General features: G+C 66.7%; 24 protein-coding genes and 1 pseudogene. 9 read left to right on the plus strand and 16 right to left on the minus strand.

All coding sequences use genetic code 11. The features are described from left to right. Positions 1-161: 161 nt before the first annotated feature. From ACIBCN_RS28035 to ACIBCN_RS28045, 3 genes are all read right to left on the minus strand, one after another. Entirely contained in the window at positions 162-1652 is a 1491-nt protein-coding gene (locus tag ACIBCN_RS28035) for a DHA2 family efflux MFS transporter permease subunit (protein ID WP_396994669.1), read from the minus strand. Positions 1653-1766: 114 nt separating this feature from the next. Next, on the minus strand, positions 1767-2669 hold the full coding sequence (locus ACIBCN_RS28040) for an NADP-dependent oxidoreductase (protein WP_396994670.1): 903 nt from the start codon (positions 2667-2669) through the stop codon (positions 1767-1769). After that, positions 2666-3451 (minus strand): TetR/AcrR family transcriptional regulator, encoded by a 786-nt coding sequence (locus ACIBCN_RS28045; RefSeq protein ID WP_396994671.1) that lies wholly within the window; start codon positions 3449-3451, stop codon positions 2666-2668. Before ACIBCN_RS28045 ends, ACIBCN_RS28040 begins: the two co-directional genes overlap by 4 nt. Before the next feature lie 230 nt (positions 3452-3681). Here ACIBCN_RS28045 and ACIBCN_RS28050 point away from each other — a divergent pair, with 230 nt between their 5' ends. Further along, positions 3682-5652, plus strand: coding sequence for a prolyl oligopeptidase family serine peptidase (locus ACIBCN_RS28050; RefSeq protein WP_396994672.1), 1971 nt, complete (start codon positions 3682-3684; stop codon positions 5650-5652). Between the two features lie 71 nt (positions 5653-5723). Here the strand turns inward: ACIBCN_RS28050 and ACIBCN_RS28055 are convergent, their stop codons facing one another. The 3 genes from ACIBCN_RS28055 to ACIBCN_RS28065 form a co-directional block, all read right to left on the minus strand. Beyond that, positions 5724-6524, minus strand: coding sequence for a glycerophosphodiester phosphodiesterase (locus tag ACIBCN_RS28055; protein WP_396994673.1), 801 nt, complete (start codon positions 6522-6524; stop codon positions 5724-5726). 129 nt (positions 6525-6653) lie between these two features. After that, positions 6654-7103, minus strand: a complete 450-nt coding sequence (locus ACIBCN_RS28060) for a hypothetical protein (protein ID WP_396994674.1) — start codon at positions 7101-7103, stop codon at positions 6654-6656. A gap of 44 nt (positions 7104-7147) precedes the next feature. Continuing rightward, positions 7148-8218, minus strand: a complete 1071-nt coding sequence (locus tag ACIBCN_RS28065) for a hypothetical protein (RefSeq protein ID WP_396994675.1) — start codon at positions 8216-8218, stop codon at positions 7148-7150. A 335-nt stretch (positions 8219-8553) separates the two neighbouring features. Between ACIBCN_RS28065 and ACIBCN_RS28070 the strand changes: the two genes are divergently transcribed. Further along, positions 8554-8724, plus strand: coding sequence for a hypothetical protein (locus tag ACIBCN_RS28070; protein ID WP_396994676.1), 171 nt, complete (start codon positions 8554-8556; stop codon positions 8722-8724). Positions 8725-8746: 22 nt separating this feature from the next. Here ACIBCN_RS28070 and ACIBCN_RS28075 read toward each other — a convergent pair whose 3' ends face one another. Both ACIBCN_RS28075 and ACIBCN_RS28080 read right to left on the minus strand, forming a co-directional pair. Continuing rightward, positions 8747-8926: a DUF6011 domain-containing protein gene (locus ACIBCN_RS28075; protein WP_396994677.1), complete on the minus strand. Its 180-nt coding sequence runs from the start codon at positions 8924-8926 to the stop codon at positions 8747-8749. A 147-nt stretch (positions 8927-9073) separates the two neighbouring features. Then, complete coding sequence (locus ACIBCN_RS28080; RefSeq protein ID WP_396994800.1) at positions 9074-9781, minus strand: class I SAM-dependent methyltransferase; 708 nt, start codon at positions 9779-9781, stop codon at positions 9074-9076. Positions 9782-9862: 81 nt separating this feature from the next. On the opposite strand from ACIBCN_RS28080, the pseudogene ACIBCN_RS28085 reads away from it, so the two are divergent. Beyond that, positions 9863-10039: pseudogene (locus tag ACIBCN_RS28085) on the plus strand (cupin domain-containing protein); the annotation flags it as partial. A gap of 243 nt (positions 10040-10282) precedes the next feature. Here the strand turns inward: ACIBCN_RS28085 and ACIBCN_RS28090 are convergent. Next, on the minus strand, positions 10283-11257 hold the full coding sequence (locus ACIBCN_RS28090) for a helix-turn-helix transcriptional regulator (protein WP_396994678.1): 975 nt from the start codon (positions 11255-11257) through the stop codon (positions 10283-10285). 62 nt (positions 11258-11319) lie between these two features. Here ACIBCN_RS28090 and ACIBCN_RS28095 point away from each other — a divergent pair, with 62 nt between their 5' ends. From ACIBCN_RS28095 to ACIBCN_RS28105, 3 genes are all read left to right on the plus strand, one after another. Further along, entirely contained in the window at positions 11320-11673 is a 354-nt protein-coding gene (locus ACIBCN_RS28095; RefSeq protein ID WP_396994679.1) for a YybH family protein, read from the plus strand. Between the two features lie 19 nt (positions 11674-11692). Then, on the plus strand, positions 11693-12184 hold the full coding sequence (locus ACIBCN_RS28100; RefSeq protein ID WP_396994680.1) for a DUF488 domain-containing protein: 492 nt from the start codon (positions 11693-11695) through the stop codon (positions 12182-12184). A 128-nt stretch (positions 12185-12312) separates the two neighbouring features. Continuing rightward, positions 12313-12888 carry a hemerythrin domain-containing protein gene (locus tag ACIBCN_RS28105; protein WP_396994681.1) on the plus strand — a complete coding sequence of 192 codons (576 nt, stop codon included), beginning with the start codon at positions 12313-12315 and terminating at the stop codon, positions 12886-12888. Positions 12889-12900: 12 nt separating this feature from the next. On the opposite strand, the gene ACIBCN_RS28110 is transcribed toward ACIBCN_RS28105, so the two are convergent. Together ACIBCN_RS28110 and ACIBCN_RS28115 are read right to left on the minus strand one after the other, a co-directional pair. After that, positions 12901-14019 (minus strand): serine hydrolase domain-containing protein, encoded by a 1119-nt coding sequence (locus ACIBCN_RS28110; RefSeq protein WP_396994682.1) that lies wholly within the window; start codon positions 14017-14019, stop codon positions 12901-12903. A 49-nt stretch (positions 14020-14068) separates the two neighbouring features. Further along, the gene (locus ACIBCN_RS28115) at positions 14069-14932 is read right to left on the minus strand and encodes a helix-turn-helix domain-containing protein (RefSeq protein WP_396994683.1); all 864 of its coding nucleotides are present in this window, start codon (positions 14930-14932) and stop codon (positions 14069-14071) included. 165 nt (positions 14933-15097) lie between these two features. On the opposite strand from ACIBCN_RS28115, the gene ACIBCN_RS28120 reads away from it, so the two are divergent. Continuing rightward, positions 15098-16549, plus strand: a complete 1452-nt coding sequence (locus ACIBCN_RS28120) for an amidase (RefSeq protein WP_396994684.1) — start codon at positions 15098-15100, stop codon at positions 16547-16549. 165 nt (positions 16550-16714) lie between these two features. Continuing rightward, on the plus strand, positions 16715-18268 hold the full coding sequence (locus tag ACIBCN_RS28125; protein ID WP_396994685.1) for an acyl-CoA carboxylase subunit beta: 1554 nt from the start codon (positions 16715-16717) through the stop codon (positions 18266-18268). A gap of 78 nt (positions 18269-18346) precedes the next feature. Here the strand turns inward: ACIBCN_RS28125 and ACIBCN_RS28130 are convergent, their stop codons facing one another. Beyond that, positions 18347-18616, minus strand: coding sequence for a hypothetical protein (locus ACIBCN_RS28130; protein ID WP_396994686.1), 270 nt, complete (start codon positions 18614-18616; stop codon positions 18347-18349). Between the two features lie 103 nt (positions 18617-18719). Here ACIBCN_RS28130 and ACIBCN_RS28135 point away from each other — a divergent pair, with 103 nt between their 5' ends. Beyond that, positions 18720-19133, plus strand: a complete 414-nt coding sequence (locus ACIBCN_RS28135; RefSeq protein ID WP_396994687.1) for a VOC family protein — start codon at positions 18720-18722, stop codon at positions 19131-19133. A 7-nt stretch (positions 19134-19140) separates the two neighbouring features. Here the strand turns inward: ACIBCN_RS28135 and ACIBCN_RS28140 are convergent, their stop codons facing one another. From ACIBCN_RS28140 to ACIBCN_RS28155, 4 genes are read right to left on the minus strand one after another with little or no spacing between them, the layout of a single operon-like run. After that, positions 19141-19911, minus strand: a complete 771-nt coding sequence (locus ACIBCN_RS28140; protein ID WP_396994688.1) for a MerR family transcriptional regulator — start codon at positions 19909-19911, stop codon at positions 19141-19143. After that, positions 19905-20726, minus strand: a complete 822-nt coding sequence (locus ACIBCN_RS28145; RefSeq protein ID WP_396994689.1) for an alpha/beta fold hydrolase — start codon at positions 20724-20726, stop codon at positions 19905-19907. The genes ACIBCN_RS28140 and ACIBCN_RS28145 overlap by 7 nt, the downstream gene beginning before the upstream one ends. Before the next feature lie 35 nt (positions 20727-20761). Then, on the minus strand, positions 20762-21991 hold the full coding sequence (locus tag ACIBCN_RS28150; RefSeq protein ID WP_396994690.1) for a Bcr/CflA family efflux MFS transporter: 1230 nt from the start codon (positions 21989-21991) through the stop codon (positions 20762-20764). Continuing rightward, on the minus strand, positions 21991-22515 hold the full coding sequence (locus ACIBCN_RS28155) for a MarR family winged helix-turn-helix transcriptional regulator (RefSeq protein WP_396994691.1): 525 nt from the start codon (positions 22513-22515) through the stop codon (positions 21991-21993). Before ACIBCN_RS28155 ends, ACIBCN_RS28150 begins: the two co-directional genes overlap by 1 nt. Positions 22516-22579 lie beyond the last annotated feature (64 nt).

Genomic DNA, 22579 nt, shown 5'->3' on the forward strand with positions numbered 1-22579 from the left:
ATTGACAGCAACAGACTCGTCCCGCTGGACGGGCAGCCTGCGATTCCGCAGGTTTGTTTTCGAGCCTATGGGTGCTGACCCGCGCCCAGCAAACCCGGTGAACTGCGGTGTTACCGAAATCTGACAGGCGACTTGCCGCAGAGCCGTTCGCGGACCTCCGCTTACGCCGCAGCCAGGTCAGTATTCGGGTCAACGGGAAGAGGGCCGGTGCGGAAGAGGAGTGCGGCCAGGGCGGCACCGCCGAGGAATACTGCCGCGGCGACCCAGAACACCAGGTGGTAGCCGCTGATTGTCGCGTCGGCGAGGGTCGCGGCGTGCGTGGTGCGGTAATTGTCGATCGCTGTCGTGGCGAGTGAACTGAACACGGCAAGCCCAATGGCGCCACCGATCTGCTGGGCGGTGTTGACCGTCGCGGAGGCGACGCCGGCGTCATGGGGTTGCACACCGCTGGTCGCGGCGTTCTGGATCGGGCCGAAGATGAAGCCGAATCCGAGACCGGTCACGAGCAGGGCAGGCAGGACGCCGGTGGCGTAGCCGGAGTCGGTACCGATGCCGGTGAGCAGCGCCATGCCGGTCGCGGCGAGCAGGCAGCCGGCGGGTACGAGCGGGCGCGGGCCGGTGCGCGGCATCAGCGCGGTACCGGAGAAGACCGCACCCACCATCACCATGGCGATCATCGGCAGGAATGCCGCGCCGGACCGAATCGGGCTGAACCCCAGCGTGTTCTGGAGGTAGTAGGTGAGGAACAGGAAGACCGCGAACATGCCGGTGCCGGTGATCGCGACAGTCAGGAAGGCCGAACCGCGGACGCGGTCGAGGATCACGTGCAGGGGTAGCAGGGGATTTCGAGTGCGGCGTTCGATGAGCACGAACGCCGCCAGCAGCAGGATCCCGGCGATGACCGGAGCGAGCGTCGCGGGGGCGTGCCAGCCGTGAGATTCGGCGTTGCCGAGCCCGTAGACGAGGCCGGCCAGGCCGAAGACCGCGGCGGCGGTGCCCGCGATGTCGGGCCGAACTCGCTCGGGGCGGTCGCCGTCACGCAGAAACACCAGCGCGCCTGCGAACGCGATCGCCGCGATCACGATGTTCACATACAGACACCACCGCCACGAAAGTCCTTGGGTGAGAACCCCGCCGAGCAGCAGCCCCAAGGCGCCGCCCGCGCCGGAGATCGCGCCGAAGATGCCGAACGCGCGGCCGCGTTCCTCGGCGTTGTCGGCGAAGGTGACCGACAGCAGCGACAGTGCCGCGGGCGCGAGCAGCGCACCGAACACGCCTTGGGCGACCCGTGCGACGAGCAGCATTTCCAGACCACCGGCGGCGCCGCCGAGCGCCGAGGCCGCGGCGAATCCGCCGACGCCGATGAGGAACATTCGCTTGCGCCCGAAGAAGTCCGAGAGCCTGCCGCCGAGCAGCAGGAGGCTGCCGAAGGCCAGCGCGTATCCAGTCACTACCCACTGCCGGTCGCCGGTGGAGAAGCCGAGGTCGTGCTGGGCGCTGGGGAGTGCGATGTTCATGATGGTGTTGTCCACGATGTCCATCAGCTGGGCCAGGCTCAGCACAACCAACGCTATCCATCGATTCCGGCCACCGTGGTGGTCGGCGCTCGGTGTCGAGTGGGGGGACCCGGGTGTCGAGATGGTAGAACTCATGATGACCTCTCAGTCAGGTGCGCAGGCGTCATCGCCGATGCGGACGTGCGGCATCGGGAATCACGGTGTGGGCGCGACACATTCGCGTCGCGCAGGATTATGTGGGTGTGGTCGTCAGTGGGGGAGTAGCACGAGTTTCGCGCGTACCGCACCGGATTCGCCTGCACGGTGTGCCTCGGCGATATCGGTCAGCGGGAAGGTCCGGACGGCGGGAAGTGCGAACTGCCCGGACTCGATCAGCGGGCCGATCTGGGCGATTACGTAGAGCGCTCGACTGGCGTCGCCCCGGGAGAACCGCACGTCGTATTGTTGCGCGCCGGTGAAGTCGGCGAGCGTGATGACGTGCTCCGGACCTCCGGCGAGCTCGATCAACTCGGGCAGCACACCGCTGCCCGCGACGTCGAGTGCCAGATCGACGCCGTTGGGCGCGAGCGCGCGGACCCGCTCGCTCATGCCCGCGCCGTACGCGACGGGTTCGGCGCCGAGCGAGCGCAACAGGTCATGGGAGGCCGGACTGCCGGTGCCGATCACGCGGGCGCCGCGGGCCACCGCCAGCTGCACCGCGGCGCTACCGACGGTGCCGGACGCGCCGTTGATCAGCACCGTGTTCCCGGCCTCGACACCGAGCTGGTCGAGCGCACGCACGGCCGTCTCCGCGGCCGCGGGCAGTGCGGCGGCCTCGGCGAAACCGACCGACGACGGGATGGGCGCGTAGTGGGTCAGCACCACCAGTTCCGCCTGCGCGATGCCGTCGGAGCTGAATCCGAACACTCGATCGCCGAGGGCGACATCGGTGACGCCCGTGCCGATCTCATCGACCACCCCGGCCGCCTCGTAACCCAGGGTTTGCGGGAGCTCCTGATCCATCTGACCTTGACGTTTCTTCCAGTCGCTGGCGTTGACACCGGCGGCGTGCACCACGATCCGGACCTGGCCGGGGCCTGGGTGCGGGTCGGGCAGGTCGACGATTTCCAGGACCTCGGGGCCGCCGAATCGGTCGAAACGAGCTGCTTTCATGATTGTCGTCCGTCCTCGGCCCGGATGTCGGGCTCGATAGTCGTGGTCTCCGAGGTCAGCCCTCGAAACAGTTGCGCGAGGGTGAAATCGAAGCGATCGTGTCCATGGCCCGCGGTCAGCTCGTGCGCGTAGGCCACCATGTTCGGGAAGTGTGAAACGGGCAGCATCTCGAGTCGCGCGATACTTTCGGCTCGATCCAGCACTCGCCCGTCGGTGTCGGTGACCGGGTCGCGGCGCAGCGACGCCTCGAAGCTGTACGCGGCGACATACAGCACCGCGGCATCGACCGCCCACGCGGCGCTCTGCGGCGACACCCCGGCGGCCAGCAGGATTGCCAGCATGCCCTCGGCGATTCGGAGTGTGTCGAGACTGTTCGGTGACGCCGACAATGCCGCGCGGGATATCCCCGGATAGCGCAGGTACTGGTCGCGTAACTGCTGGCACACATCGCCGATCTGCGTCCGCCAATTCGCCGGGTCCGGTGCGGGTATCGCCACCTTCCGGCACAGCTGACCGATCAGCAGATCATCCAGCTCCGCCTTGTTCCGCACGTGCGCGTACAGCGCGCCCGGACTCGTCTCGAGCGCCGCGGCGACGCGACGCATCGTCAATGCGTCGAACCCCTCGGCCTCGACCAAGCCGAACGCGGCGGTCAAGATCGCGCCGACCGTGATCGGCTCCTTGCGAACCCGGCGCGGCGCTTCCGTCGCACCCAGCGCGGCGATCTGCGCTTCCCATTGGTCGCGGGTAACAGCCCTGCTCGGGGGATTCTTCTCGGTCACCGGTTCACCGTAGCACGGTAGACGAACGATGTTCAACGGAAGAACACTGTTCATTCACGAACAGTGTTCAGTCAGCTTCGCTGAGATTGCCGGAGTCTGTCCGGTCCGCGAGGACCGCCACCCGGGCCTGCGCGGTGAGCACTCCTCGAATCCCATCGAGAAACGCTGGCCTGGAAGGGTTCCCGACTCGCCGCTGACCGGGCGCTTCGGCGGGCGGCTAGCCTGGGCCGGTGACAGTCGCAGAGTTGCCCTTCGGATCGTGGCCGACCTCCATCACCTCCGAATTCGTCGTCACGGCCGCGGTGCGGCTGTGGGAGGTGCGGGTGGACGGGGCCGATGTCTACTGGTCGGAGGGCCGTCCCACCGAGGACGGCCGGACCCAGATCGTGCGCCTCAGCGCCGACGGAACCGTCGCCGACCTGCTGCCGGACGGCATGAACGCGCGCACCGCGGTGCACGAATACGGCGGCGCGGCATGGTGGGTGCGCGACGGCGTGCTCTGGTTCACCAACTGGGCCGACCAGCGGCTGTACCGACTCGAGCCCGGTGGTATGCCGGTGCCGCTGACGCCGATCCCCGCCGCGCCCCGCGGCGACCGGTACGGCGACGGCGAGCTCACGTCGAACGGCACCGACCTCGTAGCTGTCCGCGAAAGTCATCAGGCTGACGGGCGCGGCGCGATCGATGTGCGCAACGAGATCGTTCGGCTGGCCGCGGACCGTCCGTCGCAGCCGGAAGTCCTGGTGAGCGGGCCGGACTTCGTCGTCGCGCCGCGGCTGAGTCCGGATGGGGGTTCGCTTGCGCTGGTGTCGTGGGACCACCCCTCCATGCCGTGGGACGACACCGTGCTGCGGGTACGTGATCTCGCGACCGGCGCCGACACCGTCGTCGCGGGCGGGCCGGGCGAATCGGTCATGGAGCCGCGCTGGCAGCCCGACGGTTCGCTGTTGTTCCTCTCCGACCGCAGTGGATGGTGGAATCTTTACCGCTGGACGCCCGGCGGTGCGGTCGTCCCGGTGATCGAGTTGGACGCCGAGATCGGTGTGCCCGCTTGGCAATTGGGGTCGGCGCGCTACACCGTCCTCGAGGACGGCAGCATCGTGTTCGCCCGCTGGCGCGACGGCTACGACGGCCTCGGATTACGGACTCCCGACGGTTCGGTGGCTGAGCTGGACCTGCCCTTCTCCGCGATCACGGCGATCGAACGGGTCGGTACGGACGCCGTCGTCGTGGTGGCGGCCACCCCGGCTACCGAACTCGGCGTGTACCGCGTCGAATTCGGCAACGGCGCACCACAATTCGAGGCGCTCCGCGCGCCGCGGGTGCTCGGCCTCGCGTCCGCCGATATTTCCGTTCCCGAGCCGATTTCCTTTCCGTCGGTGGACAGCACGGGCGCACCACGGACCGCACACGCGCTGTTCTACCCGCCGACGAGCAGCGGTAACGGCGGCCCGGTCGGGGAATTGCCACCGCTGTTGGTCATGATTCACGGCGGTCCCACCGCTTCCGCGCGGCCCATGCTGTCGCTGGAAACCCAATACTGGACCAGTCGAGGATTCGCGGTCGTCGACGTCAACTACGGCGGCTCCACCGGATACGGTCGCGAGTACCGCGAATTGCTCAGGGACGCTTGGGGAGTGGTGGACGTAGCCGACTGTATCGCCGCGGCCGGCTGGCTCGGCGAACAGCACCGGGTCGATCCGGAACGGCTTGCCATCCGCGGCGGTTCGGCAGGCGGTTATACGACGCTCGCCGCGCTCGCCCGCGCGGACACCCCGTTCGCCGCCGGTGCGGACCATTACGGCGTCGCCGACCTCGAGGCGCTCGCGGCCGACACCCACAAGTTCGAAAGTCGATACCTCGACGGTTTGATCGGCGCGTATCCGGCCAGGCGCGACATCTATCGCGAGCGTTCGCCGATCCACCACGTCGACCAGCTCCGCAAACCGCTCATCGTGTTGCAGGGCAGCGACGACTCGGTGGTGCCGCTCAATCAGTCGGAGATGATCGTCGACGCACTGCGGGCGCGGCGGATCCCGGTGGCCTTCCTGGTCTTCGAAGGTGAGCAGCACGGCTTCCGCCGCGCGGAGAACATTCGCCGTGCCCTGGACGCCGAACTGAGTTTCTACAGCCAAGTGTTCGGTTTCACGCTGCCGGCGGACGAAGCTATCAAGCCGGTCACCGTCGAAAACCTCACCTAGTTCGGGCGACACCTGACCGCACTGGACACTGCGGGCAGGGTTACGGCCGCAGACCGGGTTGTCGCGGGCGATCAGTGGGGGCGCACGATGTCCAGAAGGAGCTCTGGGAGGTTGGTCATGATGCCGCTGATGCCCGCGTCGACAAGGCGACGGAGATCGTCGGCTGGTGCGTCGGGCCTGATGTCGTTGTAGAGGGTGTCGGCGCAAGTCCACACCGGTGTCCCGAGTTCGCGGACGGTGCGGACGAGGTGCGCGCCCGCTCGGTCGTCGGTGAGGATCCATGACGGCCAGAGCCGGACGAGATCTGTTCCCGCGTCGACGAACTCGGTGATGACGGCCAAATCTGCGGGCTCGTCCTGACGTCCGGGGATCAACGCCAGCGCACGCAGCCGGGGATCGAGTTTCTTGAATGCCCGTAAGTCGGCGATGGTGCGCGGACCGACGATCACCTGGTGCGATGCGGAATAGTGCGCGGTGCAGTCGACTACCGCTGCAATTGCGTCGGGCGGACAGTCTTTGATGTCCAGCAGCAATTGAATTCGGCTGTTCTGCAGGGTCTCCAGCACTTCGCGGTAGGTCGGTACCCGTTCGCCGCCGAACTGCGGACCGGCATACCGGCCGGCATCCAGCGCCTTGACCTCGGCAAGTGTCAAGTCGGCGACCCGGCCGGACCCATCGGTGGTTCGATCTACGGTGTCATCGTGCATGACGACGACATGGCCATCGACGGTCACTCGAAGGTCGATCTCGATAGCGTCCACGCCAAGCGCGATCGCGCCCCTGAACGCCGCCAGCGTATTCTCCGGCAGGCCAGGCGCCAGACCACGGTGCGCGATCACCGTGACATTCTCAGATTCCGTCGTCGCGGTCACGAACCGATTGTGTCACAGGCGATTCGGCGTGAGCCCTAACCGAACTCACGTTGCGATGTCGAACAGTGTCCGACCGGGAACATCAGGTTCGGCAAGCCTGACGACTGAGTTGCGGGTCGTCAGCGGCAACTATTGTGCGGGACCGGCGATCCCGCTCGACGCCGCCGGGCACGAGGGGACCGCACGGAGTAGTTCGGCGTCGAGTGATTTGTCGTGGGCCCGGATTCGGTCCCCGACCTCCGGAGGCAGCGCTGCCCTCGAATAGACGCCGAACCAAACGTCGGTCGGCTGAGTGCTCAAATAACCACCACATACCGCGCTGACAATCTGGTCGGCCGGATCGAGGTTCGCCGCCGAAGGGTCGAGCGGTACCAGGTGGATCGTGTACTTGCCGCGCGTGAAATCCGGATACCCGATTTCTGTGTATACCTCTTGCACAGACTTTCCGATGAGGCTGTCGAATGCCACCGGCCGATGGGGTTCCGGGTCGGTGACATAGCCCGTGGACGAGGTCGACTCGCCGGGAATCAATCGCTGAACAACGATCCAGCCGACGATCACGACGGCGATGAGTGCCACAGCCGCGATTGCGGTCCTTCGAGTGAGTTTCATCTGACTTCCCATCATCGGCGCGGTACACCTTTGATGCCGACCGGCACCATGTAGAGGAACGTTTCCGTCGCCACCACTGTCTTGGACTGAGTGTCGTATTTCTGCAGCGTGTACTGGTAGACGCTGTATTCCATGTAGCCGTCCGCCGCGTAGTTCGGCGCCAGATCCTGACCAGGGAGCGTGGTCGTCGCGCTGAAGTTGTTGAGATTCTGGATTTGATTCTGCTCGGTGGTCGTGAGCTTTTTACCGATCTTCGCGTTGATTCCGTCGACGCTCAGTCCCGCCTCCCCGGACAATTCTTCACTCTGGCTCAGGGTGTTCGTGACGGAGACGCTGTGCTGATACTGCAGTGTGCACGTGCCGTGTTCGGTCGTGGTGCACGTCGTAACCGGGCCTTCACCCTGCTTCGTGCTGGTTCCCAGATATTTCACGTTGGTGATGTTGTAGTCGTAGTCGGGATAACACGTCCCGTCGATAACGCCGTAGCCGCTCTTGTGATATCCCGCCGCACAACCATCCCAACTCCACGGATCGTAGTGGTCGGAATCCGCAACGTCCTTCACGAAACGCGCGGTTGGGGTGCGTGGGGTCACGGGCACGCCCGGCGTCGTCGGGACGGTCGAACCCGGTTCCCCAGTGCTCGATGCAGGGGGTTCCGACGCGGCGTCCGGATTCGGTGCCTGCTGCGGCGATCCGGGCACGGACTCCGGTCGCACCGACGGCGGCTGCCCCGGCACCGGAACAATCGGCGTGTTGTTTCCTGGTCCGACCGGCGGCGGCGTCAGCGCACCGGCACGGCTGCCGGCCCCGGTGGACGGCTGGCCGGGCAATGCGGGCGTTGGCAGCGGTGGTGGCGTGGTCGGCGCCCCGGGCGCGGGTGTCGGCGGTTCTGGCACGTCGACGCAGGGCCAGCCGGGATGCATCTGCTGCCACTGATCGCACGGAATATAGGGGCCGGCTTCGGCCTGCGGGATGTTGAGTGCGGGAGTCAGAACGACCCCTGCGCCGATCGCCACCGCGACGATCGTCGTCGTAACGACTCCGCGTGGTCGGCTGCGCCGGTCGTTGGTAGCTGTGTTCATCTAGTGCGGACCTTTCCGAAAGGGTTGGCCGGCAATTGATGCCGAATCGCCGGTACGGAAAAGCCCATGCTCGAGACAGTCAAAGTTGCCCCCCAATTCCCGCACGAGTGATTCCCCCAGGTAGCTGCTTCGTCTGCCGAAGCGCGGTGCGTCGGCGGACTTCTGATGCCTCAGAGCTGACCACATTGGCAAACATTCAGCAATCTTTATGGAACTCGTACGGGCATCGCGTCACCTCCCGGTTACTTACCGGGTCCGCAAATCGCCCGGTCCGCATCCCAATTCGACACTCCAACCGGCGATCTGTGAGCTCCGTCGCAGACTGTCTCGGGCAATTGAGCAAACCAGAGTTCGCCGAACACATTTGGACGGATACGACCGCGGTATCAGCGGTCGCCGACCGTATTGCCGACAGCGTCGGCTTGACCCTGGCACCCAATACCGACGGTCGGGTGCGCGGCAGGCTTCGCCAGATGGCGGTCACGGTCCGTCACGCCCGCAAGTAACTTGCAGGCGCGAGGACCCGACTCAGGCTGCGATGTCGAACAGCGTCAATTCTCGTGCGGCGGCGCGTTGTTCAGCGCGTTCGCGGATCGCGCAGGTTGGTCCGATGCCTTGGGCGACGGATTCTGTGGACAGCAGCCAGCCGTGGCAGCGGCGACAGTGCGCGACCAGTCTGGCCTCGGGCTTGTTGTCGGTCTCGGCCATCTAACTCTCCTCCGGCCGTGGGTAGATATGTTGCCAGCTTGGCATAGGGGACCGACACGAAAGGGTGGCGAACCGCTTACCAGGTGCGGCGGAGTGCTGGGCTCGCCATAACCTTCACTACCTGGCCGGTGACGCAAGTCTCCGGGCTTATCGCAGGCGTTGTGCGCGCAAGATGGTGTCTCGGGTGTGATGTGTTCCTATGGGGGCGGGGGCAATTCGTGGGCGTGCTTCGTTGATCTGGATGGTCCAGGTGGAGTCGAGTAGTTCGGCGATGTCGGTGGGTCGGTAGTAGTCGGCGGGGTTGACGCCGGGGGTGTCATCGGGGGTCAGGTCGGCGAGATCGTGGCCGACGAAGAGGAGGGTGCCGCCCGGTGCGACGGCATCGAGCAGGCCGCGCAATGCGATGTGGTGTGGCCGGCGGTGGAGCGGGAAGTATTGGGCGGACACCAGATCGAACGCGCCGGGCGGTGGTGGTGTGACGGCCAAGTCGGCCCGCAGCCAGGCGATGCGGTCGGGGAGTTCGGTCGCCGCGGCGGCGCGCTGCAGTGCGGTCGACGCGATGTCGATTGCGGTGACCTGCCAGCCGTGCCGGGCCAGCCACAGTGCGTCGGCACCTTCACCGCATCCCACGTCGAGCGCTTGCCCCGGCGGCATGCCGGTGATCTCGGTGACGAGCACACCGTTGGGTGCGCCGCTGAAAAGCTGGTCATGACTGCGATACCGGGCATCCCAGAAGTCGGCGTCCATTCCGTATTTCTCCTTGTGGTGGGGTCGAGCCACCACTGTGGACTTGCCGATGACAATCGGGCAAAGAACTTTGCCGAATGCGCAAATCACTGGGCATAGTGGGGGCATGGACGACGAGTTCGACACCGTACTTGCCGCCGTCGGACCTGGATTGCGGGAGTTTCGCCGCCGCGGCGGCACCACGTTTACCGCGTTGTCCTCGGCGACCAAGACCTCGTTCTCGCCGCCGGAGAGGTCGCCGAATTCGACACCCACCTCCCACACTGGTTCGGCAACGCCGACACCCGCCCGGTGGAATTCCTGAGCATCCTCGGCCCACAAGGCGAGCGCTTCCACATCAAAGCCAGCTACCGGCCTGCCCGATGATCCGGCGGCCGAGCCATTTGCGGCGATCGGTCCGTGACATGCTGGTCCGCGGCAAACCGAGCTGCGGCCGACGGCGAGGACCCGCTCGACCCGCTCGTCGCCGAGGCACTCTTTGAGCACCCCTTGCCCGATCATGCCGGTCGCGCCGAAATGGATTACCTTCGTGGAGGCATCCTGCCTGATGGCAAGGCAACCTCGGTTTCGGCAACGCGCTGACATGCCGGTGCGGACGGCCCGCAGCACTCAGGATGACCCGCCGTAGCAAGCGGCGATGGTGGCGGCGTGGTCGCGCAGGGAGGTGCGCAACCACTGCGGGGCAAGGGCTTCCGCGTTCGCGGCGAGCTGCCACAGCGCCCATTCTGCGTGTTTCGGATCTTGGAAGGTCACCTCCAGTCGCAGCCAGCCGTCTGCGTCGGTTTCTTCGGCGCGGACGGCGAGTGCGGTGCTCAACAGTTCCGCCCGTCGTGCCGGGTGCACCCGTACCAGCACCGAGATTTGGTCGCCCGCGGTCCGGAACCGCGTGCTGCGTTCCTGCCAGGCCCGGTCCAGATCGACTCGGTCTGGCCGCTGCGCGAGTTCGGGGAGTTCCTCGGCGGCCAAGACTCGCGACAGCCGGTAGGTGCGGTCCGCGCCAGCCCTCGTGGCCAGCAGAAAGCCCTGGTCGCGCACGGTGACCAGACCGATCGGGTCCACTGTGCGCCACTGCGGGCGCTGGTCCACCGCCGCGTAATGGATGCGCAGCTTGTGTCCGGCCAACACCGCGCGCCGGACCGCGGTCACGATGGCGTCGGGCACCTCCTCGGGGACCAGCCTGCGCGCGAAGAGGTCGGTCTCGGGGTCGATGAGCAATCGCTGGGCCGCACCGGCTGCGGTGTCTCGATAGCTTTCGGGTAGCGCGTCGACCACCTTGCGGATGGCCGAGGCGAGTGCCGAGCCGAGGCCGAATGCCTGTGCGCCGCGCCGTGATCCGGCGACCAGCAGGGCAAGTGTCTCGTCGTGGTTCAGGCCGATGAGCTCGGTTTGGAAACCGGGTAACAACGCGAAACCGCCGTGCCTGCCGCGCTCGGCGTAGACGGGGACGCCGGCCGCGGACAGCGCCTCGATGTCACGTAACACGGTGCGGGTGGACACTTCGAGCTCGCGAGCGAGCGTGGGCGCGGACAGCTGACCGTGCTGGCGCAGCAGCAGCACCAGCGACACCAATCGGTCCGCGCGCATGGAAAAACCTTAACCGGAATACCCGACAGGAGATGTCGTGATTCTTTGGGAGGCTTATCGGTATGACAAACAAGATCGTGGCCACCGAACCGAACGACCTGGGCAAGTACTTCATCGAGCGCGCGAACGCGGGCGACGTCGACGGGCTGGTGGCGTTGTACGAGCCGGACGCGGTGCTGGCGTTTCCGCCGGGCAGCCAAGCGACCGGACATGCGGAGATCCGCAAGGTGTACGAGCAGTTCCTCGCGACCGCGCCGGTGCTCGCGCCGGGCAGGCAGCATCCGGCGCTGGTGAGCGGCGACCTGGCGCTGATCGCGACCACGCTGACCACCGGCGAGGTGACCGTCGAGATCGCCCGTCGCCAGCCGGACGGGTCCTGGCTGTTAGTTATCGACCAGCCGACACTCGTGCCGTAGTGGCGGGCCGGGTGCGGCGATGAGGCGCATCGTGACGATCGGCGTCTACGGCTTCACCGCCGAAGCGTTCGTCGAGAAGCTCACCGGTGCCGGCGTGGGGTTGCTGCTCGACCTCCGCCAGCGCCGCGGCGTTCGGGGCCCCGAGTACGCCTGGGCGAACTCGGCTCGACTCCAGCACGCGCTCAGCACCGCGAAGATCGGCTACCGCCACGTGCCGGAGCTGACGCCGACGACCGAGATGCGTCAGCTCCAGTACCGCGAGGACGACCGCCGGGGTGTCGGCAAGCGCAACCGCAGCGTGCTGGCCGCCGAGTACGCCGAGCGATACACCAGGGAGATCCTCGATCCGTTCGACCTCGGCGCGCTCGTGGCCGAACTACCGAATGATGCGGCGACCGCCCTGTTCTGCGTCGAACGCGATCCGGCGGCCTGCCACCGCTCGCTGGTGGCCGAGCGCCTGCACGTCGAGCATGGTCTGCTCGTCACGGACCTACGCCCTGAGGTCTGCTGATCACCGGCGCGACCCGAAATACGGTATGGGTCAGGGGCGGTGCGTTATCGTCGGCTTCCAGGGGAAATGCCAACTTGCCCCGCGGCGGCGTTCAGTGCTGACCTGACCTGCGATATCAGGGAGGAATTGTGGACATTACCGAGCTGATCCTCGACGACCACCACGAGCAGCGGCGGCTGTTCGCGATCCTGGAGCAGATCGATCGCGGGGAGACCGGCATCCTCTCCGCGATCTGGGACAGGCTGGCCACCTTCCTCGAGCTGCACGCGAAGGCGGAGGAGGAGATCTTCTACCCGGCGCTGCTGCAGGTAGGTATCGCGGCCCGGCGCACCGGCCGGGTGGAGGACGAGACGCTCGACGCTATCCACGACCACAACGAGATTCGCGACGCGATCGCCGAGGCGGCGCGGCACGAGGTCGGCACCGATGACTGGTTCGCGGCCGTCACGGCCGCGAACCTGGCGAACAGCGACCACATGGCCGAGGAGGAACGCGAGGGCCTCACCGACTTCCGCCGCCTGGCCGGGCTGCCGCGCCGCCATCAGCTGGCCGTCGCGTTCGCCGCCTACGAGGCGCGGAACTACGCGGGCGTCAAACCCGTCGACCCGGATCCCGCCGGGTACGTCCGTGCGGTAGAGGACGCGGTAGCGGAGAAGCTGCCGGGGAGCGGATCGCTGAGTGTCGGCAGCCTGAAGCCGAACTGACCCGGCCTTGGGTCAGCCACCCAGCGCGAGCTGGATGAGCGCCTGCAACGCGCCGTCGATGGGATGGGGCTGCGGCCGCCCCTCGGCGTCGAGCCGGTTCCAGCGCTGCAGGTTCACCGCGATAGACATCTGCCTGGTGCCGTCGGCGCTGATCATCGATATCGCGCCGCCGCCCCAGACGGAACCGTCATGGCCCCAACAGATTCCGCGACCGGGCACGGTCAGCCTGTGCAGGCCGAGACCGTAGTCGAGGGTCTTGCCGTCGAAGGCGATGACGGGAATGGTGCGCTGCATCTGTGCCAGGGACGATCGGCTGATGATCTCGCCCGCCAGCAGCAGACGGTAGAAGCGGTTCAGGTCCGCGACAGTCGATATCAGCGAGGCCGCGGGGCCCACAAACGACATGTCGAACACGCTGTAGTCGCGCGGCGGGTCGATCATGCCGACCCATGCCTCGTAGTGCAGTGAGTGCGGCCCGTCGATGGACGGTCCATCCGGGAGCTCAGTGTCGCGCAGCCCCGCCCGCTCGATGACGTCACGGGTGATGCATTTCTCCGCCGACGAACCGGTCACCGACTCCAGAAGTTGGCTCAGCAGAAGGTAATTGGTGTTCGAGTAGACGCCGGGTGTGCCGCCCGGAGTTCCGCAGGGAGGTGACGAGACGCCCAGCTCGATCAGCTCGGTCGGGTGAAACTTGGTGAACCGGTTGTCATCCAGGCTCTGCGGTGTCGTTTTCGCCAAGGCGGGAAAGCCCGCGAGGGACGGGTAGGCGCGTGGCAGGTATTCGGTGAGGCCGCTGGTGTGGTTGATCAACATGCGGACCGTGATCGCCTTGCCGCGTTCGCCGGGAACCAGCTGGGGGAGATAGTGGCCGATCGGTGTGTCGAGGTCGATTTCGCCGTTGTCGACCTGCCGCAGCACCGCCGCGGCGGTGAACGTTTTGGTGATGCTGCCGACGCGGTGCCGCATGTCGGCCGTGACGGGGCGGCCGGTGTCGACATCGGCGACTCCCGCTGCGCCACGCCAGGTTTCGTCGTTGTCGCGCACTTCGGCGAAAACGCCGGGCATGCCCGCCTGATGCAGGTTCGCCAGGGCGGTCTGTAGTTGCACGGGATCGAGGGTGTTGGTCACGACACCTGTCCTCTCGCTGTTGATGGGGTGACGGATCACCACTATCGAGCTACCGGTGCCGTGCGGTATTGGAAAAATTTCCCCAGGCCCGATACCGGTGCCGGGCGATGGTGGGCAGATAGTGCGTCCGCAGCGCCCCCGGCGTGTGGTCCGCGAAGATCGACACGTCCCGGCACAGATGGGCCTGATCGGTATATCCACAGTCCATCGCGACGTCGGCGGCGGGCCGGCCCGCCAGCAGCTCGTCGACCGCGGCCCGGAATCGAACCAGCATCGCCGCCCGCTTGGGTGTCAGGCCGATCTGGGATTCGAACCGCCCCAGCAGCCGCTTATAACTCCAGCCGACGGATCCGGCGAGCTCACCGATCTTCACCTTGCCGCCGGAGGTGAGGATATGATTCCAGCTGGCGAGCACCTCGGGATCGGGCGTTCGCGTCGGCCTATCGCATTGCGCCAGAAACGATTTCGTCAACGCGAAGCGCTCGTCCCAGGTTGCGGCGGCCGCGAGTTGCGCACGCAGTCGCTGCGCCCGCGGTCCCCACAGGTCCTCCAGCGCGACCGCGCCCCGCCCCAAATCCGTTGGCGAAACACCCAATAGCGAATATGCCTGGATCGGCGAGAACCGAACCTCGACGCACTCGGCCCGCTCGCTACGGATGCGCATGGCCTCGATGGGCAGCCCGGCGACGAAGCCGCCGAGCGTCCGCTGCCCGAGCGCGTCGTCGATGATCACGCCGCGCCCCCCGAACTCGATCAGCACGGTGACCGCCGACGTCCCGGCAACCCGAAGATCCAACCCCGCGCCACCCACATCGCGGTAGCCGATCATCCGCCCACCCCACGGCACCGCATCGGCCGGGACCGCGAAATCCCATGCCATACCAGGCTCGCGGCCGACATCCACAGCTCCCACCTGTCCAGGCTACGGTGCGACGACCGTCTCCTGCGGGCCCGCGCCCGTGTGCAGGATCCGGAAACGATCGGGTTTCGCCGGGTCTCGATCGACGACTGAGACGCCGACCCTCTTGTGCGAAGAAGCATTTTATGGCTGCTGGAGGGCGTCGGTACGGTCGATTTCATGGAATGGAGTTTTAGTTCGGCAGAGGATCTTTTGGCTGCGTTGCGGGTTGGTGAAGTGACCTCGGAGGAGTTGACCGAGGAGGCGATCGCGCGGATCGAGCGCGACGACAAGGTGATCAACGCGATCTGCGTGCCGGACTTCGACAATGCGCGGGCCGCCGCGCGTGCGGCCGACCAGGCGCGCGCCCGCGGCGAGGACCGGCCGCTGCTCGGTATCCCGGTGACGGTCAAGGAGTCCTACAACATCGCCGGGCTGCCGACGACCTGGGGCATGCCGCAGTTCCAGGACTTTGTGCCCGCCGAGGACGCGGAACAGGTGGCGCGGGTGAGGGCGGCGGGCGCGGTGCCGCTCGGTAAGACCAATGTGCCGCTCATGCTGCAGGATATGCAGAGCTTCAACGAGTTCTACGGCACCACCAACAACCCGTGGGATCACGACCGCACGCCGGGCGGCTCCTCCGGCGGCTCGGCGGCGGCCCTGGCCGCCGGATTCGGCCCGCTGTCCCTCGGCACCGACATCGCCGGTTCGCTGCGCACCCCCGCGCATTTCTGCGGCGTCTACGCACATAAGCCGACGGTCGGGCTGGCGGCGATCCGCGGCATGGTCCCGCCGCCCGCGCCCGCCTTGCCGACCGAACACGACCTCGCCGTCGTCGGCCCGATGGCGCGCACCGCTCGCGACCTGTCGCTGCTGCTGGATGTGATGGCCGGACCGGACCCGCTGACCCGCGGCGTGGCGTACGACCTGCGCTTGCCGCCGGCCCGGCACGAGCGGCTCGCCGATTTCCGGGTACTGGTGCTCGACGACCACCCGCTGATTCCGACGGGTGCCGCGGTGCGGGCGGGCGTCGACCGAGTGGCCGACGCGCTTGTCGACGAGGGCGCCCGCGTGGAACGGCACAGCGCGCTGCTGCCCGATCTCATGGAAGCCGCGATGCTCTACGTGCAGCTGCTGGTTTCCAACGTGGGCGCGGGTTATCCCGCGGCGCGGTACGAGGAGATTCGGACCCACGCCGCGGGCCTGAGCGCCGACGACCAGGGTCTCGGTGCCACCTGGTTGCGCGGCATCGTGTTCAGCCACCGCGACTGGATCGAGGCGAACAACCGTCGCGAATCGCATCGGCAAGATTGGCGGCGGCTCTTCGCCGAGTTCGATGCCGTGGTCTGCCCGATCACGCCGACGCCCGCGTTCCGGCACGACCACGAGCGCGGTATCGGCGAACGGTTCATCGACATCGACGGCGTCGAGTACCCGTTCCTCAACCAGTTCGGCTGGCCCGGGCTGGCGACCATGCCCGGCCTGCCGGCCACCGCCATCCCGGCGGGCCGGTCACCCGAGGGTCTGCCGGTGGGCGTGCAGCTCATCGGTCCGATGTTCGAGGATCGCACGCCGCTGCGGCTGGCCGAACTGCTCGAACTGAAGATCGGCGGCTTCCAGGCACCGAAGTAGGGCGGACTGCCGCATTCGTCCGTACTCGAGCTGTTCGGAGTGCCATACGAATTGGGCCCCCACTGTGACCTGTCCCGCATCTGCCCCCGGATAATGCGTTCTTGTGTCTGTACCGCTTAACGTCGCGGAAGCACAACAGAGTTGGTAGGGAAGGTGGCAGCGGGCGTGGTGGATACCCAGGCGAAGCTAGATGAGTTGGTCAAGATCCTGGCGATCGCCGAGGAACCCGCGGGTGAAGTCGGTATCGCCAAGCGGGAGAAGAAGGGCGTCCCGAGCGTCCGGCAGCGGATGCGCATGCTGCTCGACCCAGGGACGTTCATCGAGACCAATGCCTTAGCTCGTCAGCCTGACCAACCCGACGCCCTCTATGGCGACGGGTTGGTCACCGGTCGGGGGTTGATCGCGGGCCGCCCGGTGGTGGTGATCGCCCACGATCAGACGGTGTACGGCGGTTCGGTGGGCGTCACCTCCGCCCGCAAGTTCATGCGGGCGCTGCAGTTCGCGTTCGACAACGCGTGCCCGGTGGTGACGATCAACGATTCCGGCGGTGCGCGCATCCAGGACGCGGTGGGCTCGATCGCCTCGTTCGGCGATATCTCCCGGGTGCTGGAGAAGCTGTCCGGCTATGTGCCGCAGGTGTCGATCATTCTCGGCAAGTGCGCCGCGGGTTCGGTGTACGGGCCGATCAACACCGATGTGCTGATCGGCACCCGGGATTCGTACATGTTCGTCACCGGGCCGGAGGTGATCAAAGCCGTCAACGGCGAGGACATCACGGCCGAAGCGCTCGGTGGCGCCGAGGTGCAAGCCAAGCGCGGCACCCTGCACCATGTGGCGGACACCGAGCAGGCGGCCTACGACTGGGCCCGCCAGTACCTGAGCTACATGCCGACGAGCTGCCTCGAGCAACCGATGGTCGTGAACCCCGGCCTGGAGCCGGAGATCACCGCGACCGATCGGGAACTCGAGAAGATCATCCCGGATTCGGATCGCACCGGATACGACATGCACGAGATCCTGCTGCGGATCTTCGACGACGGTGAATTCCATGAGATCCGTACCGAATTCGCGCCGAACCTGATCACCGGATTCGCGCGGGTCGACGGATATCCGGTCGGTGTGATCGCCAACCAGCCGCTGGTGCTCGGTGGTTCCATCGACGCCGCCTGCTCGGACAAGTCGACCTATTTCATCCGGCTGTGCGACGCGTTCAACATTCCGCTGGTGTTCGTCGTCGACACCCCTGGCGTGCTGCCCGGTCTCGAGCAGGAAGCCAACGGCGTGATCATCCGCGGCGGCCGGGTCCCGCGCGCGATCATCGAGGCCACCGTGCCGATCATCAACCTCGTGGTGCGCAAGTCCTACGGCGGCGCGTACGGCATGATGGCGGCCCGGCAGGTGGGTGCCGACATCAGTTTCGCCTGGCCGACGGCCCGGATCGCGGTGATCGGCGCGGAAAGCGCGGTCGACCTCATCGGCAAGCGGCAACTCGCGGCGGTCCCGGCGGAGCAGCGGGCGGCCGCACGCGAATTCATGGTCAACCACTACAACGAGACCATCGCCACCCCGTGGATCGCCGCCGAACGCGGCTACATCGACGCCGTCATCGAACCCGCCCGCACCCGCCTGGAGATCCGCCACGCGCTGCAGCTGCTGCGCGACAAGCCGCCGGTCAAACCGGGATTCAATCCACGCAAGCATCCGGTATACCCGATGTGAGCGGCCCGGCGGCTCGGCGAGATCGCCTGAGCCGCCGCCTGTTCGAGCCCGTCGTGTGTCGGCGGGCTCGGCCGGGCCTCAATTCCCTTGGCCCGGCCAGTGGTTCGTAGGTAGCGGCAGAATAACCGGATCCGTGCGGATGTGGGAGGGCGCGGTCGGCGTCGGCTCGTCGTACGGGAACAGCAACGCGACGCCGCCCACGAACAACGCCAGTGCGGCCGCGACGCCCATCAGCGGACGTACCCACCTCGCCTGGGTCAATCGCCAGAAGCGCCACAGGTACGCTAACCGCCATAGTCGCCACAGCTGCCCGAGCCGCCATGGTTGCCATCCGCGCACTTCGTTCATGTCACAGTCCTGTCGCCGCACTGCATATGCTCAATCGCGCTGGCGGCCACCGCGTTACAGGGTCGAACCGGCGGGTAGGGCGACGGTGTGCAAGCATCAGCGCATGTCGATTACTGCGGAATCCATTGCGCATCTGCGTCTAACCGTGTGCGATATCGACCGGTCGCGGGCCTTCTACGAGAAGGTGTTCGGCTGGCCGGTGGCGTTGGAGATTCCGGCCGACGCGGACGACGAGACACGGCAGCGGCTCGGATTCCTGTACGGCGGCGTGATCTATCGGATGCGGCACGGCATGATCGGACTGCGGCCGGTGGGCACCGATCGCTTCGACGAAAACCGGGTTGGTCTCGACCATCTCGCGTTCTCGCTGGGATCGCTCGCCGAACTGGAAGCCGCCGCCGCACATTTGGATGAGTGCGGTGTAGTGCGCGGGGATATCAAAGACATCGGTATCAGCTACATCCTGGAATTCCGGGACCCGGACAACATTGCGCTGGAGCTGGTCGTTCGCAAGTAATCGCGCGCTATTTCGGATCCACTCGGTCGAGCTTGGTCCAGCCGGTCCACCCTTGCCGGCGCAACAGCTCGACCAGCCGACGGGTCGGCGGCGCGGTGTCGAAGGCCAGCGTGTCGAGCAGCTCGGCCAACGACGGTTCGATATCGCCGCCGACGTAGTCCGCGCCCTGCTCATCGGCGAGCTGCGTGAGGTAGACCGCGACCTTGTCGACGAGCTCGACCAGCATCGAGTCGTTGTCGGTGCGGTCGAGGGCCGCGCTCAGCGTGAGATAGAAATCGACGAGCTGGGGGTGCGCGAGCTGTGCCCGCTTGCGCGCGATCAACTCCCGAACCCGATCGGGCGAGCGCGCGGCCAGCGGGATCCAGCCGTCCCGTTCGACCCGGACGATCCGCTCGTCGACCCCGAGCGCCCGCAGGTGGTCGAGAAACTCGACCACCTCCGGCGGCAACGCCAGATTGTCGCCGGCGGCGAGACGGGCGATCCGCTCGCGATGCCGCTGGCGTTGCCGGATCTCCGCCCGCAGCCGCTTATCGATGTCGGCCACCGCCACGGCGAACTCCGCCGGGTCTGCCCGCAGCAGCTCACGCACCCGCGCCAGCGGAACACCGGACTCGGCGAGGGTCCGAATCTTGATCAGCTCGACCACGGTATCCGCGTTGTACCTGCGATAGCCGGAGTGGTCCCGCTCGGGTTCCGGCAGCAGCCCTTTGGCGTGATAGTGCCGCACCGCGCGCACCGTGACTCCGGCGTAGGACGCCAGCTCGCCGATGGTCAGCATCGATCCAGTATGAGGCGAGCGACCTCAGGGACGCGGTCGACGACCAGCGCGTGCGTGGCATCGAGCCAGGAGACGGAAATGTGTGGCTGCTCGCGGACAAGCCGCTCGATCCCAGCACGCCAAAGCCGATTGTGCCGCGGCGCACGCCCTTCGCCGCTGTCACCTGCCATCGAGGTCGCCATGACCATCCGAATCGGACAGTCGAGCTTGCGATACCGATCGAGGATTCCCGGCCCGACCACATCGATATCTAGATCGATGCCCGACCGCAGTACGTCCAGCTCGAGATTGAGATCGAGGATCTCCTGCGCGGTGAGCAACACCTGACGCGCGGTGCCGCTGATGCTCTCCTGCCACGCCGCCAGGTCCGCCCACAGCGTGCGGAACCCTGGCAGATCAGGCGTGGTGATGAAGGGGGCGGGAATCGGGTTCGCCCCGTCGATGAGCACGAGCTCGCCGACGGAATCGGGATATTCGGCGGCATAGTGCACGATCAGATCCGCACCGTACGAGTGCCCCGCGAGGATCGGCGCCGAGGACAGTCCGCGCCGCCCAACCTCGGCCATCACCGCGACGAAATCACCGAGAAACGCCTCGAACGAGTACCGGTCGGCCGCCGACGAAAACCCATGTCCCCGTAGGTCGAAGCTCACCACATCGAAGTCCCGACGCAACGCCTCGATGAGTTCGCGCAACTCGGCCTGCGTCGAAGAAAGCCCAGGACACAACACCAACGTTCGCCCGTTGCCCCCGCGCGACACCGGGATCGTCACTCCATTGTTGCGGGCGGTGAATTGCTCGGTATCCGTAGTCATGCCAACCATGCTGAAACGTTGACCCTGCGTCAGTGTCAAGCCACGGCCCTATGTGCGGTCAACTTGGCGGCGAGGGTAGCCAGCACTAGACAGATGGACATGACGGCTGCCATGGGGGCAGGACTGTGGGTTCCGAAAAGGCCGACGACGGGTGAGGCCGCCGCGCCGAAGAGGAATTGCCCGCCACCGAGCAGCGCCGAAGTGGCACCAGGCGCGGCACGTCCGCGGCGCTGAGCGATGGTGACCACCGCGGGAAAAAAGACGCCGAATGCGATGAGCGACAACAGCAGACACATCCACGTGAAAAACAAGGAGCTGCCGACTGTGACCGAGGCGAGGAACAGCAGGGCCGGACCTGCCAGAGCGAGTGCCGAACTCGCGATGAGGAGCGTTTCCGCAGACCAGCGTTTGATCAGTCGTCCGTATCCGAGGCTGCCCGCCATATTGCCGACCGCGTTGACGCCGTAGACGAGGCTCGCGACCGCCGGGGTGAGGTGATGAATGTCCTGAAAGACGAAGGTCGCGCCGGCGATGTAAGCGAAAACCGCTGCACCGCCGAAAGAGAGCGCCAGCACGGGACTGAGCACATCTCGGCGGTTGGCCAGCTGTCCGATGGCGCGCAGCCCGGCGGTGACGCCTCCGGCCAGACGCGTCTGCGGAGGAAGCGATTCCGGAACCCAGCGCAGCACGCCCAGCGCCAGCAGCAGACCGAGCAGGGCGAGCACGGCGAACACCGCTCGCCAGGAAAGAACCAGCAGCAAGGCGCCACCGGCCAGCGGAGCGATGATCGGTGCGGCGGCGGTGATGGCGCCGAGTCGCGAAAACGTGGTGGCGAGTTCGTTGTCGTCGAACAGATCGGCTACTACGGCGCGGGCGATGACAATGCCCGCCGCACCGCTGACCCCCTGTCCGAATCGCGCGGCGTCGAGGACTTCCATGGTGGGTGCCACTGCGCACACAGCCGAAAGCGCGGCGAACAGTGTGGTGCCGGACAGCAGGACGGGCCGACGGCCGACCGCGTCGCTGAGTGGCCCGAGGACCAATTGCCCGACAATGATTCCGGCCAGGAACCCGGTCAGCGACAGCTGCGCGCCGGAGGCGTCGGTGCCCATCGACGCGGCCAGGTCCGGCAGTGCGGGGACATACATGTCGGTCGCCAGCGGCGCCGCGCCACTGAGTCCTGCCAGCACCAGGAGAAGTCGTAACCGGCTCAGCGTCGATATCGGTGCGGAAGCCGTGGTGACATTGCCTGCACGCGAGGCCATTACAGCGCGGGCGCCGCTCCATCGGCTCGGGCGGGGGTCGCTTGCGGTCGCTCACCTCCGTCGCCGGTGACTTCCGCCTCGGCCACCGTGCGCAGCAGCCCGGCCGCGATGCCGAGTACCCCACGCTCGGCGTCCGACAAAGTGTGCCGCAACGCGGTGGCCAACCAGGCATTGCCGTCGCGCACGTGCTCGCGCAGCGCGTCCCGGCCGCCGTCGGTGATCATGAGGTTCTGCCGTCGTGCGTCGGAGTCGCTGCGCGAGCGCAGGATTCGGCCCTGCTCCTCGAGTTCGTTGAGTACTCGGGTGAGCGATTGTGCCTGTAGCCCTTCGATATTCGCCAGCTCGGAGGCCGTGAGTGGGCCGCTGTGTGCGAGATTCGCGAGTACCGAAGCGGCCATCCGGGTGAGCGTCCGGCCGGTGCCCGGTTGCTCCGCACGCAGGCGAGAAGCAAGTCGAGACACTCCCCACCGCAGTGTCTCGGCTAGCAGTAGGTCGTCGTCGGTGTATCCGTTCGCACCTTCCATAGTTACAAGCTAAAGCTTGGTATATGTCGGAGTCAACACCGCAAATATATCGTGGAGATAAGCT

The sequence above is a fragment of the Nocardia sp. NPDC051052 genome (assembly GCF_044456045.1).
In the GTDB taxonomy this organism is placed as follows: domain Bacteria; phylum Actinomycetota; class Actinomycetes; order Mycobacteriales; family Mycobacteriaceae; genus Nocardia.

Bases quoted from the DNA above. Each gene is read 5' to 3' on its own strand.
- ACIBCN_RS28100 (WP_396994680.1), top strand. From the start codon at position 11,693: ATGAGGCGCATCGTGACGATCGGCGTCTACGGCTTCACCGCCGAAGCG.
- ACIBCN_RS28065 (WP_396994675.1), bottom strand. From the start codon at position 8,218: ATGAACACAGCTACCAACGACCGGCGCAGCCGACCACGCGGAGTCGTT.
- ACIBCN_RS28075 (WP_396994677.1), bottom strand. From the start codon at position 8,926: ATGGCCGAGACCGACAACAAGCCCGAGGCCAGACTGGTCGCGCACTGT.
- ACIBCN_RS28145 (WP_396994689.1), bottom strand. From the start codon at position 20,726: ATGACTACGGATACCGAGCAATTCACCGCCCGCAACAATGGAGTGACG.
- ACIBCN_RS28140 (WP_396994688.1), bottom strand. From the start codon at position 19,911: ATGCTGACCATCGGCGAGCTGGCGTCCTACGCCGGAGTCACGGTGCGC.
- ACIBCN_RS28040 (WP_396994670.1), bottom strand. From the start codon at position 2,669: ATGAAAGCAGCTCGTTTCGACCGATTCGGCGGCCCCGAGGTCCTGGAA.
- ACIBCN_RS28090 (WP_396994678.1), bottom strand. From the start codon at position 11,257: ATGCGCGCGGACCGATTGGTGTCGCTGGTGCTGCTGCTGCGCCAGCAC.
- ACIBCN_RS28135 (WP_396994687.1), top strand. From the start codon at position 18,720: ATGTCGATTACTGCGGAATCCATTGCGCATCTGCGTCTAACCGTGTGC.
- ACIBCN_RS28130 (WP_396994686.1), bottom strand. From the start codon at position 18,616: ATGAACGAAGTGCGCGGATGGCAACCATGGCGGCTCGGGCAGCTGTGG.
- ACIBCN_RS28155 (WP_396994691.1), bottom strand. From the start codon at position 22,515: ATGGAAGGTGCGAACGGATACACCGACGACGACCTACTGCTAGCCGAG.
- ACIBCN_RS28150 (WP_396994690.1), bottom strand. From the start codon at position 21,991: ATGGCCTCGCGTGCAGGCAATGTCACCACGGCTTCCGCACCGATATCG.
- ACIBCN_RS28080 (WP_396994800.1), bottom strand. From the start codon at position 9,781: ATGCCCCCACTATGCCCAGTGATTTGCGCATTCGGCAAAGTTCTTTGC.
- ACIBCN_RS28035 (WP_396994669.1), bottom strand. From the start codon at position 1,652: ATGAGTTCTACCATCTCGACACCCGGGTCCCCCCACTCGACACCGAGC.
- ACIBCN_RS28095 (WP_396994679.1), top strand. From the start codon at position 11,320: ATGACAAACAAGATCGTGGCCACCGAACCGAACGACCTGGGCAAGTAC.
- ACIBCN_RS28120 (WP_396994684.1), top strand. From the start codon at position 15,098: ATGGAATGGAGTTTTAGTTCGGCAGAGGATCTTTTGGCTGCGTTGCGG.